Source organism: Pseudonocardia sp. ICBG601, assembly GCF_020496245.1.
In genome coordinates this window covers 1,135,927-1,158,865 of sequence record NZ_JAHLJA010000148.1, presented here as the reverse complement: position 1 = coordinate 1,158,865, position 22,939 = coordinate 1,135,927, and the positions used below count along the sequence as shown (strand labels likewise).

The following is a 22,939-nucleotide window of genomic DNA, read 5'->3' as shown; positions in this document are numbered from 1 at the left end:
GCCCGACACGGTCCGCACCGGTCGTCGGCCGCCCCGCTGTCCGCACCGGCACGGCGGCCCCACCACCCGCACCGGTCGCCGGTCGCTCCCTGCCCGCTCCGGTCGCCCCACTACCGGCACCGGCACGGCCGCCGCGGTACCCGCATCGGCACCGCCGGCCACGCCGTCCGCTTCGGCACGCCTGCCGCGCTACCCACATCAGCACGACCGGCCCACTCCCCGCACCGGCACGGCCGCCCCCTTGCCCGCACCGGCACGGCCGACCCGCTGCCCGCACCGGCACAGCCGGCCACGCCGCACCACGCCCGCCACACCGGCCCGCGAGGCTCCGTCGATCAGTGCATCAGCGCTGTTTGCCGGCGGCCGAGCAGCATTCATGTACTGATCGACGGTCGCCCCGGGGTGCACCGCACCGTCCCGCGCTCCGCCACCCGGCAGTCCGCTCACCGCGTGTCGATCAGTACATGAGCGTGGTCGCGGGATACCCGGACAGCACCGACGTACTGATCGACGGGCGCGCCGCGGTCGAGGGCGCGGCAGCCGCGGTGAGGACGGGCGCGGGCCGCTCGGCGAGGCCGGCAGCGCCCCGCCCGCAGGCCGGCCATCACCTCAGCGGCCACCGCGGGCGGACCGGGTGCCGGCCGCCCCCGCCACCAGCGCCGCGAGCACCCCGCCGACCGCGGCCGCACCGAGCAGCGCCGGATCCCGCCACGGTTCGCCCGCACCGACCCCGCCGGTCTCCTCGCCGGTCCCATCGGCCGCCGGGCCGGCGTGAGCACCACCCCGGGCCCCGGCCGCGAACCGGTCGGACAGCCGGTCGCGCAGCCGGAACAGCCGGTCCCGGCGGGAGGCGGCGCGCACGAACGCGAGCACCGGCCACCCCCGCTCACGGGCGATCGCCCGCAGCTCCCGGTCCGGGTTCACGACGGACGGCTGCCCGACCGCCTCCAGCAGCGGCAGGTCGGTGATCGAGTCGGTGTAGGCGGCACACCGCGCGAGGTCGAGCCCCAGCTCCTCGGCGATCTCCCGGGCCGCGACGGCCTTGCCCTCGCCGTAGCAGTAGAACGCGATCTCCCCGGCGTAGCGGCCGTCCTCGATGTGCATCCGGGTCGCCCGGAAGCGCGTGATCCCGACCAGCTCGGCGATCGGCTCGACGACTTCCAGCCCCGACGCCGACAGCAGCACGATCTCCGCCCCCTGCGCGCGGTGGTGCTCGATCAGCCGGACCGCCTCGGGGTAGACGAGCGGACCCACGATCTCCTGCAGCGTCTCGGCGACGATCGCACGGACCCGCGCGACCTCCCAGCCCTGGCAGATCAGCACCATCCGCCGGCGCAGGGTGTCCATCGTGGACGCGTCCGCCCCGGCGAGCACGAGCAGCAGCTGGGCCCACGCCCCGCGCAGGACGGTCGCGCGGTCGATCAGGCCGGCGCGGGCGAACGGACGCGCGAACGCCAGCGCGCTCGACCCGGCGATGATCGTGTTGTCGAGGTCGAGGAACACCGCCTGGGGAACGGCGGCACCGGCGGTCCGGTCCGGGGCGACGGGGGCTGTGGAGGACTCGGGCACGCCGTCCAGCCTGCCCGAACCGGGACGCGCCCCGTCCCCGGTCCCCGACTCCGTCCACACCCCGCCGACCGTCGGCCCCACGGTGGGCGCCGCCCGTCCTCGCACCGCCCGGCCGGGGGTACGAGCAGGCCGATGACCAGCAGCGGAGAGTAATCGGCCGTACGCGACCGGTCGCCCGGACGCGCTCACCGGTCAGTGGTGCAGTTCACCCCGCCGGGGTCAAGAGCGACATCGTCGCCGGTACCGGTCGGCGCAGCCCACGGCCGGAGTATGGGCGCGACCGGCATGTTCCGGCTACAGTTGACCGAGCTCGGACGTGGTCCGAGCGGGTTCAGCTCGACCCCCCGGGGCTGAACCGCCCGACGGCCCCCGCCAATCCCCCCTGGCGGGGGTCGTCCTGCGTCCGGGGTCGGGACGACACGGTCGTGTCGGTCGCCCGCCTCCCCGGTGTGCTCCTCGCCGCTCCGGTGCTGCTCCTCCATGGCGCGCCCGCGAGGGCCCTCCCCCGTGCTCCATCCTCCCGCACGACACCGACGGAACCGGTGGGTTGTCCACAGGTCGAGCCGTTTCCACGAAGTTGTCCACAGGCCCGCGATCGGGGCCGGCGAGGCCCTCCCGGGACCGCACGCTCGACACCGGGGCCCGCACCGGCGGGCCGGTGTGGAGGACGACGCGATGGACCGGCGCTGCCTGATCGTGGCCGACGATCCCGAGCTGCTCGACGCGCTGCTGCGGCTCGCCGCGGCCGCCGACATGGACGCCCAGCGCGCGGTCGACGCGGCCGACGCCCGCCGTGCCTGGGCTCGCGCACCGGTCGTGCTGCTCGACCGGGCCGGGGCCCGGCGCTGCGGCGAGGCCGGTTTCCCCCGCCGCGACGGCGTCGTGATCACCGTCCCCGGCGAGCCCGCCGCGGAGGACTGGCGGATCGCGGTCGCCCTCGGCGCGGACCGGGTCGTGCAGCTCCCCCAGGGCGAGGCCGGGCTGGCCGGCATCCTCGCCGACGCCCGGGAGCGCGCAGCGGGCGACGGGCGGGCCGGCCGGGTGCTGGCCGTGGTCGGCGGCAGCGGTGGGGCGGGCGCCTCGGTGCTCGCCACCGCCGTCGCGCTGACCTCCGCACGGGCCGGGGAGTCCGCGCTGCTGGTCGACTGCGACCCGCTCGGCGGCGGCCTCGACCTGATGGTCGGGCTGGAGCAGGAGGCCGGGCTGCGCTGGCCGGAGCTGTCGGTCGGCGACGGCCGGGTGCGCGCCGCGTCGCTGCACGCCGCGCTGCCGCGGGCCGGGTCCGGGCGCACCGCGTTGTCGGTGCTGTCCTGCGCGCGCTCCCCGCACGGCCCCGAGCCGGCCGCGGTCACCGCGGTCCTCGACGCCGGGCGTCGCGCGGGCGGCACCGTCGTGTGCGACCTGCCCCGCTACCCCACCGACGCCGCACTCACCGCTCTCGGCACCGCCGATCTGACCGTCCTGGTGGTCCCCGCCGGGCTGCGGTCCTGTGCCGCGGCCGCCCGGGTCGCCGACGTGCTCGCCGAGCACGCCCGGGCGGTGGAGCTGGTCGTGCGCGGGCCGTCCCCCGGCGGCATCACCCCCGACGAGGTGGTCGCCTCCCTCGGCCTGTCGTTGCTCACGACCATGCGCCCGGAGCGGGACCTCGCCGGTGCCCTCGAACGGGGGCGGACCCCCGGCTCGGGGCGGGGCCCGCTCGCCACCGCGGCCCGGGCCGTGCACGAGCGCCTCTCCGGCACGGCCGCCTCCAGGCGGGCGGCGTCGTGAACCCGCTGGTCGACCGGGTGCGGGCCCGGCTGGCCGACGCCGGCGGCGAGACCGGGCCGGCCGCCGTCGCCGCGGCGGTGCGGGCCGAGTCCGGTGGGGTCGCGTCCGATCTGGACGTCCTCGCCGCGCTCCGCACCCTGCGCCAGGAGTTCACCGGAGCAGGCCCTCTCGACGCGCTGCTGCGCGACCCGGCGACCACCGACGTGCTGGTCACCGCGCCCGACGCCGTCTGGGTCGACCGCGGCGACGGGCTGCGCCGCACCGGCATCACCTTCGCCGACGAGGCCGCGGTCCGGCGCCTCGCCCAGCGCCTGGCGCTCGCCGCGGGCCGCCGCCTCGATGACGCGAGTCCCTGCGTCGACGGCAGGCTCCCCGACGCCGGGGTCCGGCTGCACGCCGTCCTCCCACCGGTGGCGGCCGCCGGGACCGCGATCTCGCTGCGGGTGCTGCGCCCCGCCGGACACGACCTGGCCGCGCTCCGGCGGACCGGCACCCTCGACGCGACCGGCGAGGCCCTGCTGCGCGCGATCGTCACCGCCCGGCTGGCCGTGCTCGTGGCCGGTGGGACGGGCAGTGGCAAGACCACGCTGCTCAACGCGCTGCTGGGCGCGGTCGACCCGGGCGAGCGACTGATCACCGTCGAGGACGCCGAGGAGCTCTCCCCGCGCCATCCGCACGTCGTGCGGCTGGTCGCCCGGCCGCCGAACATCGAGGGCTCGGGTGGGGTGCCGCTGCGTGAGCTGGTGCGTCAGGCGTTGCGGATGCGTCCGGACCGGCTGGTCGTCGGCGAGGTCCGCGGCGCCGAGGTGTGCGACCTGCTGGCCGCCATGAACACCGGTCACGACGGCGGCGGCTGCACCGTGCACGCCAACTCGGTCCGCGAGATCCCGGCCCGGATGCGCGCGCTGGCCGGGCTCGGCGGGATGTCCCCCGCCGCGCTCGACGGGCAGCTGACCGCCGCCGTCCAGGTCGTGCTGCACATGCGACGCCGCCCCGGCGCCGGCCGGACGCTCGACGAGATCGGCGTGCTGGGCCGCGCCGACGACGGCACCCCCCGCGTCACGGCCGCCTGGAGCCGCGGCAGCGGGGCCGGACCGGGCCGCGACGAGCTCGCCACGCTGCTGCGCGAGCGCGGGGTCGGTGTGCCGTGCTGAGCACACTGCCCGGGACTCCGCAGGGCGTCGCGGTCCCCGCCCTGCTCGCGCTGGCGGTGCTGACACTGCCCGCGGCGCCGGGCCGGTCCCGGTGGCGGGCCCTGACCGGCACCGCGATCGGCCTCCCGACGGCCCGGCTGCTCGCTCCGCCGTTGCCCCTGCTCGCCGCGCCGCTGGGGTGGCTGCTCCTGGGCCCCGCCGGTGCGGTGTGCGCAGCAGGGGTGGCGTGGGGGGTGCGGCGCCGGGTCGCCGCACGCCGCGCCGCGGAACGGGCCGGGTCGACGGCGGCCGAGCTCGCCGACGCGCTCGCCCGGATCACCGACGAGCTGCGCACCGGGGCGCACCCCGCGGCCGCGCTGGCCGGGCACGTGCACGACGGGCCGCTCGCCCGCGCGCTGCTCGAGCCGGCGGCGGTCGCCGCGCGGATCGGTGAGCCGGTACCGGAGGCACTGCGCCGGACGGCGCGGGGTCCCGCCCGGCGCGACGTCGAGCGGGTCGCCTCGGCCTGGGAGCTCGCCGACACCCACGGCGCCCCGCTCGCCGACCTGCTCACCGGGCTGCTCGACGACATCCGCTGGCGGATCGCGCACGGCGCCCGGGTGCGGGCCCAGCTCGCCGGACCCCGGGCGACGGCGTCGGTGCTGACCGGGTTGCCGTTGGCCGGGATCGGTCTCGGGCAGCTCATGGGTATCGCGCCGCTGACCGTGCTGCGCACCGGCCTGCACGGGCCGGCGCTGCTGCTGACCGGGGTCGTCCTCACGGTCGCCGGGGCGGCGTGGGCCGACCGGATCCTGCGTGCGGCGGTGCCGAAGTGACCGCGGCCGCGCTCGGGCTCGCCGCGCTCGCCCTGGCCGTCGGCGGCGGGCGTCCCGGGCCGGGACGGCTGCGCGGGCTGCGGGCCGTCGTCGGCACGGCTGCGGCCGCGGCGCCGCCCCGCACCGCGGTCCTCGCGGTGCTGGTCCCCGCCGGGGCCGCGCTCGGCGGAGCCCTCGGTGGGGCGGGTGGCGCGGTCGTCGGCGCGGCGGCGGGCGGCGGGCTGTTGTGGCTCGCCCGGCGGGCGGCCCGCGGGCCGGCCGCGCGGGTGGACTCCGCGGACCTGGCCGCCGCCTGGGACCTCCTGGCGACCTGTCTGGCCGCCGGTCTCGCCGTCGCGGACGCCGTCGGAGCCGCGGCCCGGCGGCTCGACGGCCCGGCCGGGGAGGCGTTGCGCCGGGTCGCGGGTCTGCTCGCCCTGGGCGCCGACCCCGACGACGCCTGGGCCGCCGCCGGCCCGGTCCCCGAGCTCGCCGGGTTCGCCCGCGCGGCGGGCCGGTCGGCCCGTACCGGTGCCGCTCTCGGACGCTCCGCCGCGGCCGAGGCGGCTCGCCTGCGCGCCGGTCTGGCGGACCTCGCCGAGGAGCGGGCGCAGCGCGCCGCGGTCCGCATCACCGCCCCGCTGGGGCTCTGCTTCCTGCCCGCCTTCCTGGTCCTCGGCATCGTGCCGGTCGTGATCGGGCTGGCCGGGGAGGCGTTCGCGCGGTGGTGACCACACCGCCGCGCGGCGACCGGGTCCGCACCCCGCGGGCCCCCGACGAAGGAGACACCGATGACCCCCACCCGTTCCCTGCTGCACCGCCGGCTGCGCGCACTCGCCTCCGACGACGACGGGATGTCCACCGTCGAGTACGCCGTCGGCACCGTCGCGGCTGCGGCGTTCGCCGCGCTCCTCTACGCGATCGTCAGCGGCGGCGACGTCCTCGCGGCCCTCACCGGGATCGTGCAACGTGCGCTGTCCACGACGCTCTGACCCCCACCGCACCGGCCACGGCCGCGGTGACCGCCGCACCACCGGCCGAGGTGCGATCGGCACCACGAACGGCCCGGCGAGTTCCCCGGCGGACGACGACGGCGCGGTCACCGTCGAGGCGGCGCTGGCGCTCGGCACCCTGGTCGCGGTCACCGCGGCGGCGGTCGGAGCCGTCGCCGCGGTGGCGGCCGGGGTCCGCTGCACCGACGCCGCCCGCGAGCTGGCCCGCCAGGCCGCACGCGGCGACACCGAACGGGGCCGGGCCGTGGCCGCGCAGCTGGCCCCGGCGGGGGCCGAACCGGAGCTGCGCCTCGACGGCGATCTCGTCGTCGTGACGGTGCGGGTCCGGCCGGTCGGACTGCTCCCGGTCACGATCAGCGGCACCGCGACCGCCGCGGTCGAACCCGGCGTCACGACCGGCGCGGACCGGTCCGGGGCCCAGGCGGCCCGGCGCGGCCTGACAGCCGGATCGGCCCCACCCGGCGACGCGTCATGAGCCGCCCGGCCCCTCCGCGCCGGGGAGACGACGCGGGCGTCGCCTCGGTCTGGGCCGCGACGGCGGCGGCGGTGCTGCTGCTCGTCGGCATCGTCGGCGTCGACCTGGCCGCCGCCACCCGCGCCCGGCACGTCGCCTCCGCCGCCGCGGACCTGTCCGCGCTCGCGGCCGCCGGCCGGTCGGTGGACGGCACGGCCGCCGCCTGCGCCCGTGCCGCCGACCTGGCCGCCCGCAACGGCGCCGAGCTCATGACCTGCCGCCTCGACGGCTGGGACGCCCTGGTCGAGACCCGGGTCGCCTGGTCGGGGCTGCTCCCGCTGCGCGGTCCCGCGCGGGCGAGGGCGCGTGCAGGCCCGGCTCCCGTGGACACCGGCCCGCCCCCGGCGAGCGGGACCGTGGACGGTTCCGGCCCCACCGCGGAGCCGTCGTGAACGCCCCCGGACGTGATCACGATCTCGGTGAGCGGTCCACGCCCCCGGATGAACGGACGGCGAACCCCGGAGCACGCCGTCATCACGATTGCTTACGACGAACGTCCCAGCGCGACCGCGTTTCGTCGTGGGCGCCTGACCGATCACCGACGTCGCGCGGCCCACATCTGGTCACCGTCGCGACACTCGGGCCTACTGGGAGTCGCAGGGACGGGCAGGGTCCGGTCCGCCCCCGCCACGAAGACCACGCTCCCCAGACAGCGACGACGTCGGAGCGCCCCTGGCGCCCCCGTCCGATGTCGTCGCACGTGGTTGCCACCGGCCCGCCCCCGCCCCCGACGGGCGGGCCGGTGGTACCCCGTCCGGTTCCGCGATCACCGCGAACCGGTCGGGGCACCGCCTTCCAGCGCGGCGAGGACCAGGTCCAGCACCTGCACCGCCCCCGTCTTGTCCAGCGGGTTGTTGCCGTTGCCGCACTTCGGGGACTGCACGCAGGACGGGCAGCCCGTGCGGCACTCACAGTCCCGGACCGCGGCGCGGGTGGCCGCCAGCCACCGCCCCAGCACCTCGTGGCCGCGTTCGGCCAGGCCCGCGCCGCCGGGGTGCCCGTCGTGCACGAACACCGTCGGGAGCCCGGTGTCGGGGTGCAGCGCGGTCGACAGGCCGCCGATGTCCCAGCGGTCGCAGATCGCGAACAGCGGGAGCAGACCGATCGCGGCGTGCTCGGCGGCGTGCAGTGCGCCGGGGAGACGTGCCTCGTCGATGCCGGCGTCGGCGAGCGCGTCGGGGTCGATCGTGTACCAGACCGAGCGGGTGTCCAGGCTCTGCGGCGGCAGATCCAGCGCCGTCTGGTCGAGCACCGTGCCGTCCGGGGTGCGTCGCCGGTAGGCGACGACCTGGCTGGTCACCGTGGTCGCACCGAAGCAGACCTGCACCGGCCCGTACCGGCGGTGCTCCAGCACCTCCAGCACGGTGACGTCGGAGACCGACTGGGCCTCGGTGCGCCAGTCCGGGTCCTCGGCGTGGACGAGCGCGACGCCGTCATCGAGGTCGAGCTCGTCGACGACGAAGCTGTCGCCGCGGTGCAGGTACACCGCACCGGAGTGGATCGTGCCCGGGGCCGAGCCGCCGTCGACGGTGCCGAGCATCCGCCCGGTGGCCGCCTCCACCACGGCGACCTGCCCGAGCCCGGAGCCCCGGATGTCGACGTGCGCGGCGGGTGCGTCGCCGGTGTCGGGCCAGAACCAGCCGTGCGGTCGTCGGCGCAGCACGCCCTCGTCGACCAGGGCGTCGAGGACCTCCACCGCGGGGGCTCCCCCGAAGATCTCCTCGACGTCGACCGTGGTCAGTGGCATCTCCGCGGCCGCGCACGCCAGCTGCGGCGCGAGCACGTACGGGTTGACCGGGTTGAGCACGCAGCTCTCCACGGGCGCCCCGATCAGCGAGCGCGGGTGGTGCACGAGGTAGGTGTCGAGCGGGTCGTCGCGGGCTACGAGCACGACGAGCGCCTCGTCGGCGGCCCGTCCGGCGCGCCCGGCCTGCTGCCAGAACGACGCGCGGGTGCCCGGGAACCCGGCCTGCACCACGGCGTCGAGCCCCGAGATGTCGACGCCGAGCTCCAGCGCGTTGGTGGTCGCGACCCCGAGCAGCTCGCCCGACATCAGGTCGGCCTCCAGCGCACGGCGCTCCTCGGGCAGGTAGCCGCCGCGGTAGGCGGCCACCCGCGCGGCCAGCTCCGGAGCGATCTCCGCGACCTGGCGCTTCGCACCGAGCGCGGTGAGCTCGGCGGCACGCCGGGACCGGACGAACGCCAGGGTGCGGGCGTCGGTCAGGACGAGGTCGGCGAGCATCCGGGCGACCTCGGCCCCGGCGGAGCGGCGGACCGGCGCCCCGTTCTCCCCGGTGATCTCGGCGAGCAGCGGCGGCTCCCAGAACGCGACGGTGCGCCCGGCGTGCGGGGACCCGTCCTCGGTGACGGCGACGACGCCGCGTCCGGTCAGCCGGGACGCGAACTCCTCCGGGCGCGCCACCGTCGCCGAGGCGAGCACGATCACGGGGCGCGCGCCGTAGCGGGCGGCGAGACGCAGCAGCCGGCGCAGCAGCAGCGCCACGTGCGAGCCGAACACCCCCCGGTAGGTGTGGCACTCGTCGACCACGACGTAGCGCAGCCGGCGGAGGAAGGTCGTCCAGCGCCCATGCCGGGGAAGGATCGACCGGTGCAGCATGTCCGGGTTGGAGAACACCCACCGGCAGTGCCTGCGGACCCAGTCGCGCTGGTCCATGGGGGTGTCGCCGTCGAACGCGGCGGGCCGGACACCGTCCGGGGCGAGCCCGTCGAGGGACCTCAGCTGGTCGGCGGCGAGTGCCTTGGTCGGGGCGAGGTACAGCGCCGTGGCCCGCGGGTCCTCGGCCAGACCGGCGAGCACCGGCAGCTGGTAGACCAGCGACTTCCCCGACGCCGTCCCCGTCGCGACGACGACGTCGGCGCCGGAGTGCACCAGCTCCGCACCGTGCGCCTGGTGCGACCACGGGCGGGTCACGCCGCGGGCCGCCCAGGCCGCGCGCAGCGGCTCGGGCGCCCAGCCCGGCCAGTCGACCGGGTGGCCGGCCCGCGCCGGGATCCGCACGACGTGCCGCAACGGGTCCTCGACGACGTCGATCCCGTCGGAGCCGCCGCTGCCGTCGGAGCCGTGAGAGCGGTCGGAGTCGGCAGACCCGTGGGAGCCGGCAGAGCCGAAGGAATCGCCGGAGTCGCGCGAATCGCGAGAACGGTCGGAACCGCGGAGACCGTCAGGACCGTCGAAGCCGTCCTGCGCAGCGAACACCCCGGCACCCGGCCCCGGCCCCGGCCGGGTTCCCGCTCCCGGCCCCGGCCCGTCCGTGTCGGCGGCACCGGACGTCCACGTGGTGTCGGCGCGGGCCGGGTCGAGTCCCGAGCCCGCCAGCACGCGACGCAGCAGCTCCACCCCGCGCTGCGACCCGTCCGGGCCCTGCGTGCTCTCCGCCGTCGCTCCCACGACCGACCACGATGGCACAGATGTTCGAACGATCCGCCGTCGCTCCCGGTGGCCGTCCCGAGCCGGCGGCCCGCGGCCGGACGGATCACGGAAGACGTTGCACCGCAGTTGATCTGCAGGTTCCCGGATTGCGTTGCAACATCGTGTGGGATTGATCACTTTTGCCAGTTCGTTACGTCTTGTGATCCCAATCGCACTGAGGGATGCACCACACTCCTAGACTGCACCAGCCCGGTCACCGGTGGACGCCGCCCGGGCCCAGTCGACGCCGACGAGGCCGTCGCCGCCCGGCCGGGTCGAGCCACAGTGACCCGTCCCGGCCGCCGGGGACCTCGCCGGCCGGATCCTTTCCACCGGGAGGACACGGATGTCCCAGCCCACCTACCTCGCCCAGGGCCTCGAGCTCGGCGGCGGGGACCTCGCCATCGTCGGCGTGGTCGCGGTGGTCGCCCTCGTCGCCCTGGTCGTCGGCGGTCTCCTGATGCGGGAGGTGCTCTCCTACGACGAGGGCACCCCCAACATGAGGGAGATCGGCCGCGCGGTCCAGGAAGGCGCCACGGCGTACCTCAACCGCCAGTTCCGCACACTGCTGATCTTCGCCGTCGTCGTCGTGTTCCTGCTCCTCGCGCTCCCCGCCGAGGACAACTTCGAACGCATCGGCCGATCGATCGCCTTCGTGTTCGGAGCCGCGTTCTCCGCCGCCATCGGCTACCTGGGCATGTGGCTCGCGACGCGCGCGAACATCCGCGTCGCCGCGGCCTCGCGCGAGCCGGGCGGCCGGGAGAAGGCGACCCGTATCGCGTTCCGCACCGGCGGCGTCGTCGGCATGTTCACCGTCGGCCTCGGCCTGTTCGGCGCCTCGCTCGTCGTGCTCGTCTACGCCGGCCAGGCGCCCCGCGTCCTGGAGGGCTTCGGCTTCGGCGCGGCACTGCTCGCGATGTTCATGCGGGTCGGCGGCGGCATCTTCACCAAGGCCGCCGACGTCGGCGCCGACCTGGTCGGCAAGGTCGAGCAGGGCATCCCCGAGGACGACCCCCGCAACGCGGCCACCATCGCCGACAACGTGGGCGACAACGTCGGCGACTGCGCCGGCATGGCCGCCGACCTGTTCGAGTCCTACGCGGTGACCCTGGTCGCCGCGCTGATCCTCGGCACCGCGGCGTTCGGCCTGCAGGGCCTGCTGTTCCCGCTGATCGTCCCGGCGATCGGCGTGATCACCGCGATCCTCGGCGTCTACCTGACCAAGGCCCGCGCCGGGGAGAACACCCTGCGCGCGATCAACCGCAGCTTCTACCTCTCGGCCCTGTTCGCCGGGGTGCTGTCGATCGTCGCCGCCTACGTCTACCTCCCGGGCACCTTCGGCGAGCTGCTGAACCCGACCGACACCAGCGTCGTCGGCCTCGCCGGCGACCCGCGCCTGATCGCCTCGGTCGCCGTGGTCATCGGCATCGTGCTGGCCGCGGTCATCCTCAAGCTGACCGGCTACTACACCGGCACCGAGGACCGTCCGGTCAAGGACGTCGGCGAGTCGTCGCTGACCGGTGCGGCCACCGTGATCCTGTCCGGCATCTCGATCGGCTTCGAGTCCGCCGTCTACACCGCGCTCGTCATCTCCGCGGCCGTCTACGGCGCGTTTCTGCTGTCCGGCTCGATCGTCGTGTCGCTGTTCGCGGTCGCACTGGCCGGTACCGGCCTGCTGACCACGGTCGGCGTCATCGTCGCGATGGACACCTTCGGCCCGGTCTCGGACAACGCCCAGGGCATCGCGGAGATGTCCGGCGACGTCGAGGGCGAGGGCGTCGACATCCTCACCGAGCTCGACGCGGTCGGGAACACCACCAAGGCGATCACCAAGGGCATCGCGATCGCCACCGCGGTGCTCGCGGCGACGGCACTGTTCGGCTCCTACCGCGACGCGATCAGCCAGGCGCTCGCCGGGGTCAACATCGCCGCGCAGGACGCCGGGACCGCCTTCGCCTACGAGGTGTTCAGCCCGAACACCCTGGTCGGCGTGATCATCGGTGCCTCGGTGGTCTTCATGTTCTCCGGCCTCGCGGTCAACGCGGTGACCCGCGCCGCGGGCGCCGTCGTCTACGAGGTGCGCCGCCAGTTCCGCGAGCACCCCGGGATCATGGACCGCACCGAGCGCCCGGAGTACGGCCGCGTCGTCGACATCTGCACCCGGGACTCGCTGCGCGAGCTGGCCACCCCCGGTCTGCTCGCCATCTTCGCCCCGATCGCGGTCGGGTTCGGTCTCGGCGTCGGCCCGTTGGCCGGCTACCTGGCCGGTGCCATCGCGACCGGTGTCCTCATGGCGATCTTCCTGGCCAACTCGGGCGGCGCCTGGGACAACGCCAAGAAGCTCGTCGAGGACGGCAACCACGGCGGCAAGGGCTCCGACGCCCACGAGGCGACGATCATCGGCGACACCGTCGGCGACCCGTTCAAGGACACCGCGGGCCCGGCGATCAACCCGCTGATCAAGGTCATGAACCTGGTCTCGGTGCTGATCGCCCCGGCGGTCGTGGTGCTGTCCACCCCGGACGCCAACCCGGTGATCCGGATCGTCATCGCGATCGTCGCAGTGGTGATCATCGCGGCCGCGGTGGTGGTCTCGAAGCGCCGCACCTCGGCGATCACCGACGCCCCGGCCGAGAGCTCGGTCGGCTGACCGACACCTCGCAGGACCACGGCGGCCGCTCGTCCCATCGGGACGGGCGGCCGTCCTGCGTCACGGGACGATTCGGATACTCTCCGCCGGACGGCAGTGATCACCCCGACGGAGGAGCGATGCGGACATCGCGAGGTCTCGCCGGACTCCTCGTCGCCCCGGCCGTCCTGCTGGCGGGCTGCGGCCCCTCCGGGCCGACCGTCGAGCAGTGGACCGAGTCGATGTGCGCGGCCGTGCTGCCCTTCGTCCGCACCGCCGTGGACACCCCCGGCGAGACCCCGGACCCCGCGCAGCGGCTGCGGGCCCTCTCGGACTACCTGACCCGCACCACCCAGGCCGCCGACGGCGCGCTGGGCGACCTGGACCGGCTCGGCCCGGCCCCCGTCGACGACGGCGAGGCCCTCTCCGCACGGCTCCAGGGCGGGCTCGGCGAGATCCGCTCGGCGTTCTCCGGGGCGCGCTCGCGGGTCGACGCCATCGACCCGGCCGACCCGGCCGCGGTGCAGCGCGACCTGCCCGCCGCGCTGGAGCCGCTCGCCCGCCTCGGCGGCACCACCGGCCCCCTCGACGAGGTCACCGGCAACCCGGCGATCGCCTCGGCGTTCCGGGCCTCGACGACCTGCACGGATCTCACCCGGTCGGCGGAGCAGGCCCGCGCGACACCCCCGCCCGGCGCACCCGTTGCTGATCCGAACGGGTTAACCGGGGAGGGTGGAAGCAGCTGACCGGCGACGGCGTCCTACCGTCGACCACTGTCCGTGCCCCGGGCCCCGACGGGCCCCGACCCTGGAGCCCGACGATGGCCACCCCCCGCCCGGCGCGAACCGCCCGGGTCCTGCTCCCCACCCTGCTCGCCGCGCTCCTGGCCGGCGGCTGCGCGTCGAGCGTGGCCGGCACCCCCGCGGCGGACCCGGCCCCGCGGCCGACCGCGGGCGTCGGCGCCGACCCGGTCGCCTGGGGCGACAAGGTCTGCGGCGCGACCCTGGCCTACTACCAGCCGCTCAACACCCCGCCGAACTACGACGGCGCCGACCTCGCCGGCATCAAGACGCGCCTGTCCGAGTACCTCGGCAAGGTCGCGGCCGGCATCGACACCGGCAAGAAGCAGCTGACCGCGGCCGGCGAGTCCCCGGTCAGCGGCGGCGACGCGTGGGCGACCGCGGTGCGCGACATGCTCGACCGGTCCGGCACGACGATCGCCCAGGCCAAGAAGGACGTCGACGCGATCGACCCGAACGACGTCCAGGGTTTCAAGGGCAAGCTCGACGGCGCCCAGCAGAAGCTGCGGACGATCTCCGGCGCCCAGGGCCTGGACAAGATCGGCCCCACCCCGCGGCTGGACAAGGCGTTCGCGACCGCGCCGAAGTGCGTCGCCCTCAAGAAGATCAACGGCCCCGCCTGACCCGCGGCGTCACCCGTCCGGCGCTCCCTGCTGGGCAAGCTCGAACATGCGTTCTATGCTTCGCGGGTGCCGCAGATGTCGCTGTTCTCCGCGGAGGCCCGGCCGGCCGGGCTGACCGACCTGGCCGGGCTGCTCTGCGGGCCCGGGCGGATCGAGCGGTTCGGCGCCGGTGACACGGCCCGGTTCGACGTCCCGCTGCCGATCGAGGGGCGCGAGACCGCGCTGGCCGCGCTCGCGGCGGCCCGCGGCGTCACCCTCGCCCCCGGCGCGTCCGGGATGCGCAGCGCGTTCCGGCGCGACCTGGTCCCGCTGGCCCGCGCCTGGTGCACGCCGGACGGTCGCAAGCGGATCCCGCCGGACTTCCAGCTCGACGGCGCCACGCTCCGGCTGTGGGCGCTCTCCGCGGGCACTCCCGACCTGCGGGGCGGGCACCTGCTGCTGCTCGACCCGCAGGCCCCGTGGACACACGGCCCACTGATCGCCGCCGCCACCCGGGCCGGCCTGCCCCCGGCACGGCTCGCCCCGGGGGAACACGGCGCACCCGGCCCGGCGTTACGCCTGCACGGAGCGCGCCGACTGGCCCGACTGGTGGAACTGGTGGGCCCCGCGCCGCGGATGACGAACCCGACCGAGTGGCCCCGGCACCACGGCCGACCGGCCGCCTGACCTGCCGAACCACGGCCGGGTCTACGCTGGCGACTCGCCCGCTCCCAGTGGCACGAGCCACGACACGGAGCGACGACGGTGTGAGATCGTGCGATCGTCGACCCCGAAGAAGACGCTCAGCGCAACCGTCCCGGCACGCTCCGGGACCGCACGGTGTAACAGTGCGGGGTCGGGAAACGGCTACGACGTCGCAGGGACCGCGACGCAGCCGAGGAGATGAGGTAGGACCACGTGGCAGCAGCGACAACGGGAACGACGGGTTCGGCACGCACGTCGGGGGGCAGCACGCGCAAGCCGACCTCGACGGCGAACGCATCCGGCCGCCCGACGCGCCGCCTGGTGATCGTCGAGTCCCCCAGCAAGGCGAAGAAGATCCAGCCCTACCTGGGCAACGACTACGTCGTCGAGTCCTCGGTCGGTCACATCCGTGACCTGCCGCGCGGCGCGGCGGACGTCCCCGCCAAGTACAAGGGCGAGTCCTGGGCGCGGCTCGGCGTCGACGTCGACAACCAGTTCAGCCCGCTCTACATCGTCACGCCGGAGAAGCGCAGCACCGTCTCGGAGCTGCGCGAGGCGTTGAAGACCGTCGACGAGCTCCTGCTCGCGACGGACCCCGACCGTGAGGGCGAGGCCATCGCCTGGCACCTGCTGGAGACCCTCCAGCCGAAGGTCCCGGTCCGGCGGATGGTCTTCCACGAGATCACCGAGTCGGCGATCCGCGCGGCCGCGGAGAACACCCGCGAGCTCGACCAGCACCTCGTCGACGCGCAGGAGACCCGCCGCATCCTGGACCGTCTCTACGGCTACGAGGTCTCCCCCGTGCTGTGGAAGAAGGTCATGCCGAAGCTGTCGGCGGGCCGCGTCCAGTCGGTCGCGACCCGGCTGATCGTGCAGCGCGAGCGGGACCGCATCGCGTTCCGCTCCGCGGAGTACTGGGACATCGCCGCGACCCTCGACGCCGGGGAGAAGGCCACCCCGCGCTCGTTCGGTGCGCGGCTGCTGCAGGTCGACGACAAGCGCGTCGCCACCGGCCGCGACTTCGACTCGCTCGGGCAGCTGAAGAAGGGCTCCGCGGAGGTCGTCACCCTGAACGAGGCCGAGGCGCGCCGCCTCGCCGAGGGGCTGCAGGACCGTCCGATGGAGGTCGCCTCCGTCGACTCCAAGCCCTACACCCGCAAGCCGTACCCGCCGTTCATGACCTCGACGCTGCAGCAGGAGGCGGGCCGCAAGCTGCGGTTCTCCTCCGAGCGCACGATGCGCAGCGCGCAGCGTCTGTACGAGAACGGCTACATCACCTACATGCGTACGGACTCGACGACGCTGTCGGCGACGGCCATCGAGGCCGCCCGCTCGCAGGCCCGTGAGCTGTACGGCGACGCCTACGTCGCGGACTCGCCGCGCCAGTACACGCGCAAGGTGAAGAACGCCCAGGAGGCCCACGAGGCCATCCGTCCCGCCGGCGAGACCTTCCGGACCCCGGGTGCCATCGCCCGCGAGGTCGACGGTGACGACTTCCGTCTCTACGAGATGATCTGGCAGCGGACCATCGCCTCGCAGATGAACGACGCCCGCGGGACCACCGTGAGCGTCCGGATCGCGGGCACCGCGGGGACCGGCGAGAAGGTCGTGTTCGCGTCCTCCGGCCGCACGATCACCTTCCCCGGCTTCCTGAAGGCCTACGTCGAGACCCTCGACGACGAGGCCTCGGGCCAGCAGGCCGACGACGCCGAGTCCCGGCTGCCCGAGCTGACCGAGGGCCAGCCGCTGACCGCGACCGAGCTGGTGCCCGACGGGCACTCGACCAGCCCGCCGTCGCGGTTCACCGAGCCCGCGCTGGTCAAGGCGATGGAGGAGATGGGGATCGGCCGGCCGTCGACGTACGCGTCGACGATCAAGACGATCCTCGACCGCGGCTACGTCTGGAAGAAGGGCTCCGCGCTCGTCCCGTCGTGGGTGGCGTTCGCCGTCGTCGGGCTGATGGAGCAGCACTTCGGCCAGCTCGTCGACTACGACTTCACCGCCGCCATGGAGGACGACCTCGACTCCATCGCCTCCGGTGACGACTCCCGCGTGCACTGGCTGTCCGGGTTCTACTTCGGCACCGACGGCGCGAGCAGCGGCTCGGAGATCGCCCGGGCCGGTGGGCTGAAGAAGCTCGTCGGGTCGAACCTGGAGGAGATCGACGCCCGCACGGTGAACTCGATCCCGATGTTCGCCGACGCGGCGGGCAACGACGTCGTCGTCCGGGTGGGGCGCTACGGCCCGTACCTGGAGCGGATCGTCGACGGCGAGTCCCAGCGCGCGAACCTGCCCGACGACCTGGCCCCGGACGAGCTGTCCGAGGAGATCGCCGAGAAGCTGTTCTCGGTGCCGCAGGAGGGCCGCAAGCTGGGCACCGACCCGGTCACCGGACACGAGATCGTGGCGAAGGAGGGCCGCTTCGGCCCCTACGTCACCGAGCTCCTGCCCGAGCCGGAGGTGCCCGAGGGCGCCAAGAAGAAGCCGGCCAAGCCGAAGCCGCGCACCGGCTCGCTGTTCAAGTCGATGACGGTCGACACCATCACCCTCGAGGACGCGCTGCGGCTGCTGTCGCTGCCCCGGATCGTCGGCACGGACCCGGACTCCGGTGACGAGATCACCGCGCAGAACGGCCGCTACGGCCCGTACCTGAAGAAGGGCACGGACTCGCGGTCGCTCTCGGGCGAGGAGCAGCTCTTCACGGTCACCATCGAGGAGGCCCTGGAGATCTACAAGCAGCCCAAGCAGCGGGGCCGCGCCGCCGCGGCGCCGCCGCTGCGTGAGCTGGGCGAGGACGCCTCGACGAAGAAGAAGATGGTGATCAAGGACGGCCGGTTCGGCCCCTACGTCACCGACGGCGAGACCAACGCCAGCCTGCGCAAGGGCGACTCGGTCGAGGAGATCACCGACGAGCGGGCGTCCGAGCTGCTCGCCGAGCGGCGGGCGAAGGCCCCGGCGAAGAAGACGACGACCCGCAAGCCCGCGGCGTCGAAGAGCACCGCCGCGGCGAAGAAGACGACCACACGCAGCACCGCGGCCAAGAGCACCACGGCCAAAAGCACCACGGCCCGGAGCACGGCGAGCAAGAGCACCACGACGAAGTCGACCGGGACGCGCACCCGCAAGACCCCCACGACCTGAGTCGACGACGACGGGCCCCGCTCCGGAGCGATCCGGTACGGGGCCCGTCGTCGTCGGTGGGTGCGGTCAGCCCGCGGCGAGGGCCTTCTTCACGGCGGCGGCGACGCGGCCGCCCTCGGCGCGGCCGGCCGCGGCGGCGTTCGCCTTCTTCATGACCTGGCCCATCTGCTTCATGCCGGGCTTCTCCCCTGTCTCGGACTCCACCTCGGCGACGGCGGCGGTCGCCAGGGCGGCCACCTCGTCGTCGTCGAGCTGGATCGGCAGGTACCGGGCGAGGACCTCGCCCTCGGCGCGCTCACGGTCGGCGGACTCGGGGCGGCCGCCGTCGGCGAAGGCCTGGGCGGACTCGGCGCGCCGCTTGGTCTCCTTGGTGATGACCGCGCGGACCTCGTCGTCGGAGAGCTCCCGGGCGGTGTCACCGGCCACCTCGGCGTTGCCGATCGAGGTCAGGACGGATCGCAGGGTCGTCCGGACCAGCTCGTCCCTGGCCTTCATCGCGGTGGTCAGGTCGGCCCGCAGCTGCTCCTTGAGGGTGCTCACGGGTCGCCACGATAGTCCCGCGACGTAGGCTGGATCGCGTGAGTATCGCCGGGACCCTCGCACGTACCGCCGCCGGAGCCGCCCTGCTCGGAGCGTCGGGCATCGGGTACGCGGCGGGGATCGAGCGGCGGCACTGGACGCTGCGCCGGGTCGAGCTGCCCGTCCTCGACGAGGGTGCGCGGCCGCTGCGGATCCTGCACCTGTCGGACTTCCACCTCACACCGGGCCAGCGCAGCAAGATCCGGTGGATCGCGGCGCTGGACGAGCTCGACCCGCACCTGGTGATCGACACCGGGGACAACCTGGCACACCCCGACGCCGTCCCGGGCGTGCTGACCGCGCTGGGGAGGCTGCTGGAGCGGCCGGGCGCGTTCGTGTTCGGCAGCAACGACTACTACGGCCCCACCCCGAAGAACCCGGCCCGCTACCTGCGCCGCGGGGACACGAAGCGGGTGCACGGGGCGGACCTGCCCTGGACCGACCTGCGCGCCGCGTTCCGCGAGCACGGCTGGGTCGACGCCACCCACGCCCGGCACGTGCTCGAGGTCGACGGCCGGACGGTCCGGATCGCGGGCGTCGACGACCCGCACCTGAACCTGGACCGCTACCCGCGCATCGCCGGCCACGACGCCGACACCGACCTGCGCATCGGGCTGACCCACTCCCCCGAGCCGCGGGTGCTCGACGGCTTCGCCGCCGACGGCTACGACCTCGTCCTCGCCGGGCACACCCACGGCGGCCAGCTGCGCCTGCCCGGCTACGGCGCGCTCGTCACCAACTGCGGGATCGACCGGTCCCGGGCCCGCGGGGCGAGCCGCTGGGGCAGCCGGATGCGGCTGCACGTGTCGGCCGGGCTGGGCACCTCGCCGTACGCGCCGGTGCGCTTCGCGTGCCCGCCGGAGGCCTCGCTGCTGACCCTCGTCCCCCGCACGACCGGCCCCGATGCGCGGACGGGAACCCCCGCGCAGGCCTCGGAGGGCATCGGGTAGAGTTCTCAACGGCTCACGGGGAGACCCGAGTGCCAATCGGGGTGTGGCGCAGCTTGGTAGCGCGCTTCGTTCGGGACGAAGAGGTCGCAGGTTCAAATCCTGTCACCCCGACAACACGAAGGCCCAGGTCCGGCGGACCTGGGCCTTCGTCGTGTTCCACGGCCTCTCACCGGAGGGCCGGGCCGAGCAGCAGGCCGCCGTCGCTCACGTACTCCGAGCCCGTCACGAAGGACGCCGCCGGGGACGCGAGGAACAGCACCAGCGCCGAGATGTCCGCCGGTTCCCCCAGCCGCGGCACCGCGAAGGGGTCGGGCGAGTAGAAGTCGGCGATGGGGGCGGCGGCTCCGGCGGCGGGCTCGGTGATGAACGGCGTCGCGATGACCCCCGGGTGGACGACGTTGACCCGGATCCCGTCGCGGCCCAGCTCGAGCGCGGCGGTCCTGGTCAGGCCGCGCAGCGCCCACTTGGCGGCGACGTACGGCGCGTAGTGGGCGGTCCCTCCGGTCCCCATGACGGACCCGATGTTGGTGATGGACCCGCCGCCCGCACGGCGCAGGGCCGGCGTCACCGCCTTGATGCCGAAGAACGCACCGGTCAGGTCGATGTCGAGGACACGCTGCCACGTGGACGCCTCGGTCGTCTCGATCGGTGCGGGCGGGTTCTGGACGCCGGCGTTGTTGACCAGGACGGTCAGCCGGCCGAACCGGTGCTCGGCCTCGGCGACGGCCGCGCTCCACGACGCCTCGTCGGCGACGTCGAGCTGCACGACGCAGCACCGGTCGCCGAGCTCCTCGGCGAGCCGGTCCCCGCGCTCGCGTCGGGTGGTGCCGATGACGACGTTCGCGCCCTCGGCGTGGAACGCGCGGACGTGGCCGGCGCCCTGTCCCCCGGTGCCGCCGGTGACGAGGACGGTCTGTCGGTCGAAACGAGCCATGGGGTTCTCCCGGATTCCGAGTCGCAGTGGTGAGTCGATCCACTCACCTCGTGACCGAAGGTAGGAGCCGTGGAGAGGTGAGTCAAGTGACTCACCTCGGTACGATACGACGATGGATGCCCCCGTGCCGACGTACCACCGGCGTATGGCGGAGGAGAAGCGCGCCCTGATCGTGCAGGCGGCCACGAGGCTCTTCCTCGCGTCCGGCTACGACCGCACGTCGCTCGCGAGGGTCGCGGACGAGGCGGGGGTCTCGCGGGCGACGCTGTTCAAGCAGTTCCCGACGAAGGCCGCACTGTTCGAGGCCATGATCACCGCGACCTGGGACGAGGGCGACAGCGGCGCGGACGTCCCGACCGGCGACCTCACCGCCGGCCTCCTCGCACTCGGCCACCGGTACGCGGCGCTGCTGGGACGGCAGGAGATGCAGGATCTGTTCCGCATCGTCATCGCCGAGCTCCCCCGGTTCCCGGAGCTGGCACGGGCACAGTTCTCGCTCGGCAAGCTGCCCTACTTCGAGACGGTCCGCCGCCATCTCGCCGCCGCGCACGAGGCCGGGACCGCCCGGATCGACGATCCCGAGCTCGCGACGACCCAGTTCCTCGGGATGATCTCCAACGCCCTGTTCTGGCCCGCGCTCCTCCTGCCCGACTGGAGCGTCGACGCGGACCGGGTCTCCCGCGTCGTCGAGGAGGGGGTGCGCACCACGACGGCGCGGTACGCGGTCCGGGCCGCCGACCCCGGGCCGTGACGACGATCGCGCAGTTCGTGGCGCGGACGGCGGACGGCCGCCGGGTGCACGATGGACCCGTGATCGGTGACCGCTGGGGCGTGAGCGACGCCGAGACCACCCGCCCCTACCCGTGCGACGAGCTCGTCCCGGCTCCCACGCTGCAGGCGTGGCGGGGCGTCTCCGTCGCCGCGCCGGCCGCCGCCGTCTGGCCGTGGGTCGCCCAGATCCGGCTCGCCCCGTACTCCTACGACTGGGTCGACAACCTCGGACGCCGGTCCCCGCAGGAGCTCGTGGGACTCCCGGAACCGCAGGTCGGGGACACCTTCACCGCGACCGGCGGACGGCGGCTCGGCCGGATCCTCTCGGTCGACCCCGGGGTGCAGCTCACCGGCAGCGTCCTGGGCGCCGTCATGTCCTACGTCCTCGTGCCGCAGGGGGCGGACACGACCCGCCTGTTGCTCAAGGTCGTCATGGGCGGCACCCGCGTGCTCGCGCCGCTGGTGTCGGTCGGCGACCTCGTGATGGCCCGGCGGCAGCTGCTGAACCTGGGACGGCTCGCCGAGGGCCACAGCCGACTACGGCGCCGTTGACGACCCGCCGGGCGTGGTGGGGTGCGACGACGGGGTGTGATGCGCGATCCTGACGGGATGAGTGAGAACCCGGTAGCGCTCGATCTCGACGACGCGGGACTGGCCGGTGGCCTCCCCCGCCCGGCGCACCAGCTCGACGGGATCCAGGACGTACCGTTCCGCCCGGTCCAGTTCCGCGACAACGACCTCCCGACCGCACTGGAGCGCGCCGCGCAGTGGCTGCGGGAGACCCAGTCCTGGCTGGGTGAGCCGGTCGACGTGATCGCCATCCACCTCGACTACAACGAGGCGTCCGAGGCGGCGTACTACGAGCTCAAGCTGCTGTGCAACGAGGAGGACCTGGCCGGGGCACCCATCGCGGTGCGCCAGCGGGCCGCGGCCGACGCCTGACCACACGACGACGGGTCGTCGCCCCGGCACCGACCGTGCCGGGGTGGCGACCGCCGAGTGATCAGAGTCACGCCGAGCGTGACGATCGGCAGGTCGTGACCCTCCGGACGGCCCGCCGGAGCACCGCGGGGTGAACAATTGTTTGGTCGACACCGCGCCCTGCGGTAGCGTCGTCCTCGGTCACCGTAGTTCTGAGTTTCGTGTCTCAAGCGCGCTCGCAGAATGATGATGCGGGCGGATTCGCTGTCTTTGGTGTAGCTGAAGCTGGCTGCCGTCTGGGAATTCCTCTGACCCGGGCAGCCGCACGACGTGGTTGTTCCGTCCGAATGCTGCATTACAAGGAGTCACCATGACCAACGGCACCGTGAAGTGGTTCAACGCCGAGAAGGGCTTCGGCTTCATCGCCCCCGAGGACGGCGGCGCCGACGTGTTCGTCCACTACTCGGCGATCGACGGCTCGGGCTTCAAGGAGCTCCAGGAGAACCAGGCCGTGTCCTACGAGGTCACCCAGGGCGCCAAGGGCCCGCAGGCCTCCTCGGTGACCGTCCGCTAAGGACGCACCCGCCCGGCCGACGTGCCGGGCCCTGTTCTTCCGTCCGATGGCGGCATCCCCCACGCGGGGATGCCGCCATCGGCGTCTCCGGG

Annotated in this window: 21 protein-coding genes and 1 tRNA gene; 18 read left to right on the top strand and 4 right to left on the bottom strand. The window is 74.7% G+C overall.

Annotated elements, in window-relative coordinates; genetic code table 11:
* Window positions 1–609 precede the first annotated feature (609 nt).
* Entirely contained in the window at window positions 610–1,569 is a 960-nt protein-coding gene (locus KPL57_RS34745; RefSeq protein WP_226354807.1) for an HAD family phosphatase, read from the bottom strand.
* Window positions 1,570–2,244: 675 nt separating this feature from the next.
* Between KPL57_RS34745 and ssd the strand changes: the two genes are divergently transcribed.
* From ssd to KPL57_RS34710, 7 genes are read left to right on the top strand one after another with little or no spacing between them, the layout of a single operon-like run.
* A complete protein-coding gene (ssd, locus tag KPL57_RS34740) occupies window positions 2,245–3,336 on the top strand; it encodes a septum site-determining protein Ssd (protein ID WP_226354806.1) in 1,092 nt (363 codons plus the stop codon).
* The gene (locus tag KPL57_RS34735; protein ID WP_226354805.1) at window positions 3,333–4,490 is read left to right on the top strand and encodes a TadA family conjugal transfer-associated ATPase; all 1,158 of its coding nucleotides are present in this window, start codon (window positions 3,333–3,335) and stop codon (window positions 4,488–4,490) included. Before ssd ends, KPL57_RS34735 begins: the two co-directional genes overlap by 4 nt.
* The gene (locus KPL57_RS34730) at window positions 4,484–5,305 is read left to right on the top strand and encodes a type II secretion system F family protein (RefSeq protein WP_226354804.1); all 822 of its coding nucleotides are present in this window, start codon (window positions 4,484–4,486) and stop codon (window positions 5,303–5,305) included. Before KPL57_RS34735 ends, KPL57_RS34730 begins: the two co-directional genes overlap by 7 nt.
* Window positions 5,302–6,015, top strand: coding sequence for a type II secretion system F family protein (locus tag KPL57_RS34725; protein WP_226354803.1), 714 nt, complete (start codon window positions 5,302–5,304; stop codon window positions 6,013–6,015). The genes KPL57_RS34730 and KPL57_RS34725 overlap by 4 nt, the downstream gene beginning before the upstream one ends.
* A 60-nt stretch (window positions 6,016–6,075) precedes the next feature.
* Window positions 6,076–6,276, top strand: coding sequence for a DUF4244 domain-containing protein (locus tag KPL57_RS34720; RefSeq protein WP_149663265.1), 201 nt, complete (start codon window positions 6,076–6,078; stop codon window positions 6,274–6,276).
* Window positions 6,254–6,772, top strand: coding sequence for a TadE family type IV pilus minor pilin (locus KPL57_RS34715; RefSeq protein WP_226354802.1), 519 nt, complete (start codon window positions 6,254–6,256; stop codon window positions 6,770–6,772). Before KPL57_RS34720 ends, KPL57_RS34715 begins: the two co-directional genes overlap by 23 nt.
* On the top strand, window positions 6,769–7,203 hold the full coding sequence (locus tag KPL57_RS34710) for an Rv3654c family TadE-like protein (protein ID WP_226354801.1): 435 nt from the start codon (window positions 6,769–6,771) through the stop codon (window positions 7,201–7,203). The genes KPL57_RS34715 and KPL57_RS34710 overlap by 4 nt, the downstream gene beginning before the upstream one ends.
* A gap of 374 nt (window positions 7,204–7,577) precedes the next feature.
* Here KPL57_RS34710 and KPL57_RS34705 read toward each other — a convergent pair whose 3' ends face one another.
* Window positions 7,578–9,863 carry a DEAD/DEAH box helicase gene (locus KPL57_RS34705; RefSeq protein ID WP_226356628.1) on the bottom strand — a complete coding sequence of 762 codons (2,286 nt, stop codon included), beginning with the start codon at window positions 9,861–9,863 and terminating at the stop codon, window positions 7,578–7,580.
* A 724-nt stretch (window positions 9,864–10,587) separates the two neighbouring features.
* Between KPL57_RS34705 and KPL57_RS34700 the strand changes: the two genes are divergently transcribed.
* From KPL57_RS34700 to topA, 5 genes are all read left to right on the top strand, one after another.
* The gene (locus KPL57_RS34700; protein WP_226354800.1) at window positions 10,588–12,891 is read left to right on the top strand and encodes a sodium-translocating pyrophosphatase; all 2,304 of its coding nucleotides are present in this window, start codon (window positions 10,588–10,590) and stop codon (window positions 12,889–12,891) included.
* A 119-nt stretch (window positions 12,892–13,010) separates the two neighbouring features.
* A complete protein-coding gene (locus KPL57_RS34695; RefSeq protein WP_226354799.1) occupies window positions 13,011–13,616 on the top strand; it encodes a hypothetical protein in 606 nt (201 codons plus the stop codon).
* 74 nt (window positions 13,617–13,690) lie between these two features.
* Window positions 13,691–14,293, top strand: a complete 603-nt coding sequence (locus tag KPL57_RS34690) for a hypothetical protein (protein WP_062399624.1) — start codon at window positions 13,691–13,693, stop codon at window positions 14,291–14,293.
* 75 nt (window positions 14,294–14,368) lie between these two features.
* Complete coding sequence (locus KPL57_RS34685) at window positions 14,369–14,959, top strand: hypothetical protein (protein WP_226356627.1); 591 nt, start codon at window positions 14,369–14,371, stop codon at window positions 14,957–14,959.
* Window positions 14,960–15,298: 339 nt separating this feature from the next.
* The gene (topA, locus tag KPL57_RS34680) at window positions 15,299–18,118 is read left to right on the top strand and encodes a type I DNA topoisomerase (RefSeq protein ID WP_308253068.1); all 2,820 of its coding nucleotides are present in this window, start codon (window positions 15,299–15,301) and stop codon (window positions 18,116–18,118) included.
* A 66-nt stretch (window positions 18,119–18,184) separates the two neighbouring features.
* Here topA and KPL57_RS34675 read toward each other — a convergent pair whose 3' ends face one another.
* A complete protein-coding gene (locus KPL57_RS34675; RefSeq protein WP_226354797.1) occupies window positions 18,185–18,658 on the bottom strand; it encodes a GatB/YqeY domain-containing protein in 474 nt (157 codons plus the stop codon).
* A gap of 38 nt (window positions 18,659–18,696) precedes the next feature.
* Between KPL57_RS34675 and KPL57_RS34670 the strand changes: the two genes are divergently transcribed.
* Together KPL57_RS34670 and KPL57_RS34665 are read left to right on the top strand one after the other, a co-directional pair.
* Window positions 18,697–19,647, top strand: coding sequence for a metallophosphoesterase (locus KPL57_RS34670; protein WP_226354796.1), 951 nt, complete (start codon window positions 18,697–18,699; stop codon window positions 19,645–19,647).
* 37 nt (window positions 19,648–19,684) lie between these two features.
* Window positions 19,685–19,758, top strand: a tRNA-Pro gene (locus KPL57_RS34665).
* Between the two features lie 55 nt (window positions 19,759–19,813).
* Here the strand turns inward: KPL57_RS34665 and KPL57_RS34660 are convergent.
* Window positions 19,814–20,581 carry an SDR family NAD(P)-dependent oxidoreductase gene (locus KPL57_RS34660; protein WP_226353721.1) on the bottom strand — a complete coding sequence of 256 codons (768 nt, stop codon included), beginning with the start codon at window positions 20,579–20,581 and terminating at the stop codon, window positions 19,814–19,816.
* A gap of 112 nt (window positions 20,582–20,693) precedes the next feature.
* Between KPL57_RS34660 and KPL57_RS34655 the strand changes: the two genes are divergently transcribed.
* From KPL57_RS34655 to KPL57_RS34640, 4 genes are all read left to right on the top strand, one after another.
* A complete protein-coding gene (locus KPL57_RS34655) occupies window positions 20,694–21,332 on the top strand; it encodes a TetR/AcrR family transcriptional regulator (protein ID WP_226364722.1) in 639 nt (212 codons plus the stop codon).
* Between the two features lie 59 nt (window positions 21,333–21,391).
* On the top strand, window positions 21,392–21,904 hold the full coding sequence (locus tag KPL57_RS34650; RefSeq protein ID WP_226353719.1) for a polyketide cyclase: 513 nt from the start codon (window positions 21,392–21,394) through the stop codon (window positions 21,902–21,904).
* A 57-nt stretch (window positions 21,905–21,961) separates the two neighbouring features.
* Window positions 21,962–22,294, top strand: coding sequence for a hypothetical protein (locus KPL57_RS34645; protein WP_062399612.1), 333 nt, complete (start codon window positions 21,962–21,964; stop codon window positions 22,292–22,294).
* A gap of 349 nt (window positions 22,295–22,643) precedes the next feature.
* A complete protein-coding gene (locus tag KPL57_RS34640; RefSeq protein WP_226353718.1) occupies window positions 22,644–22,847 on the top strand; it encodes a cold-shock protein in 204 nt (67 codons plus the stop codon).
* Window positions 22,848–22,939 lie beyond the last annotated feature (92 nt).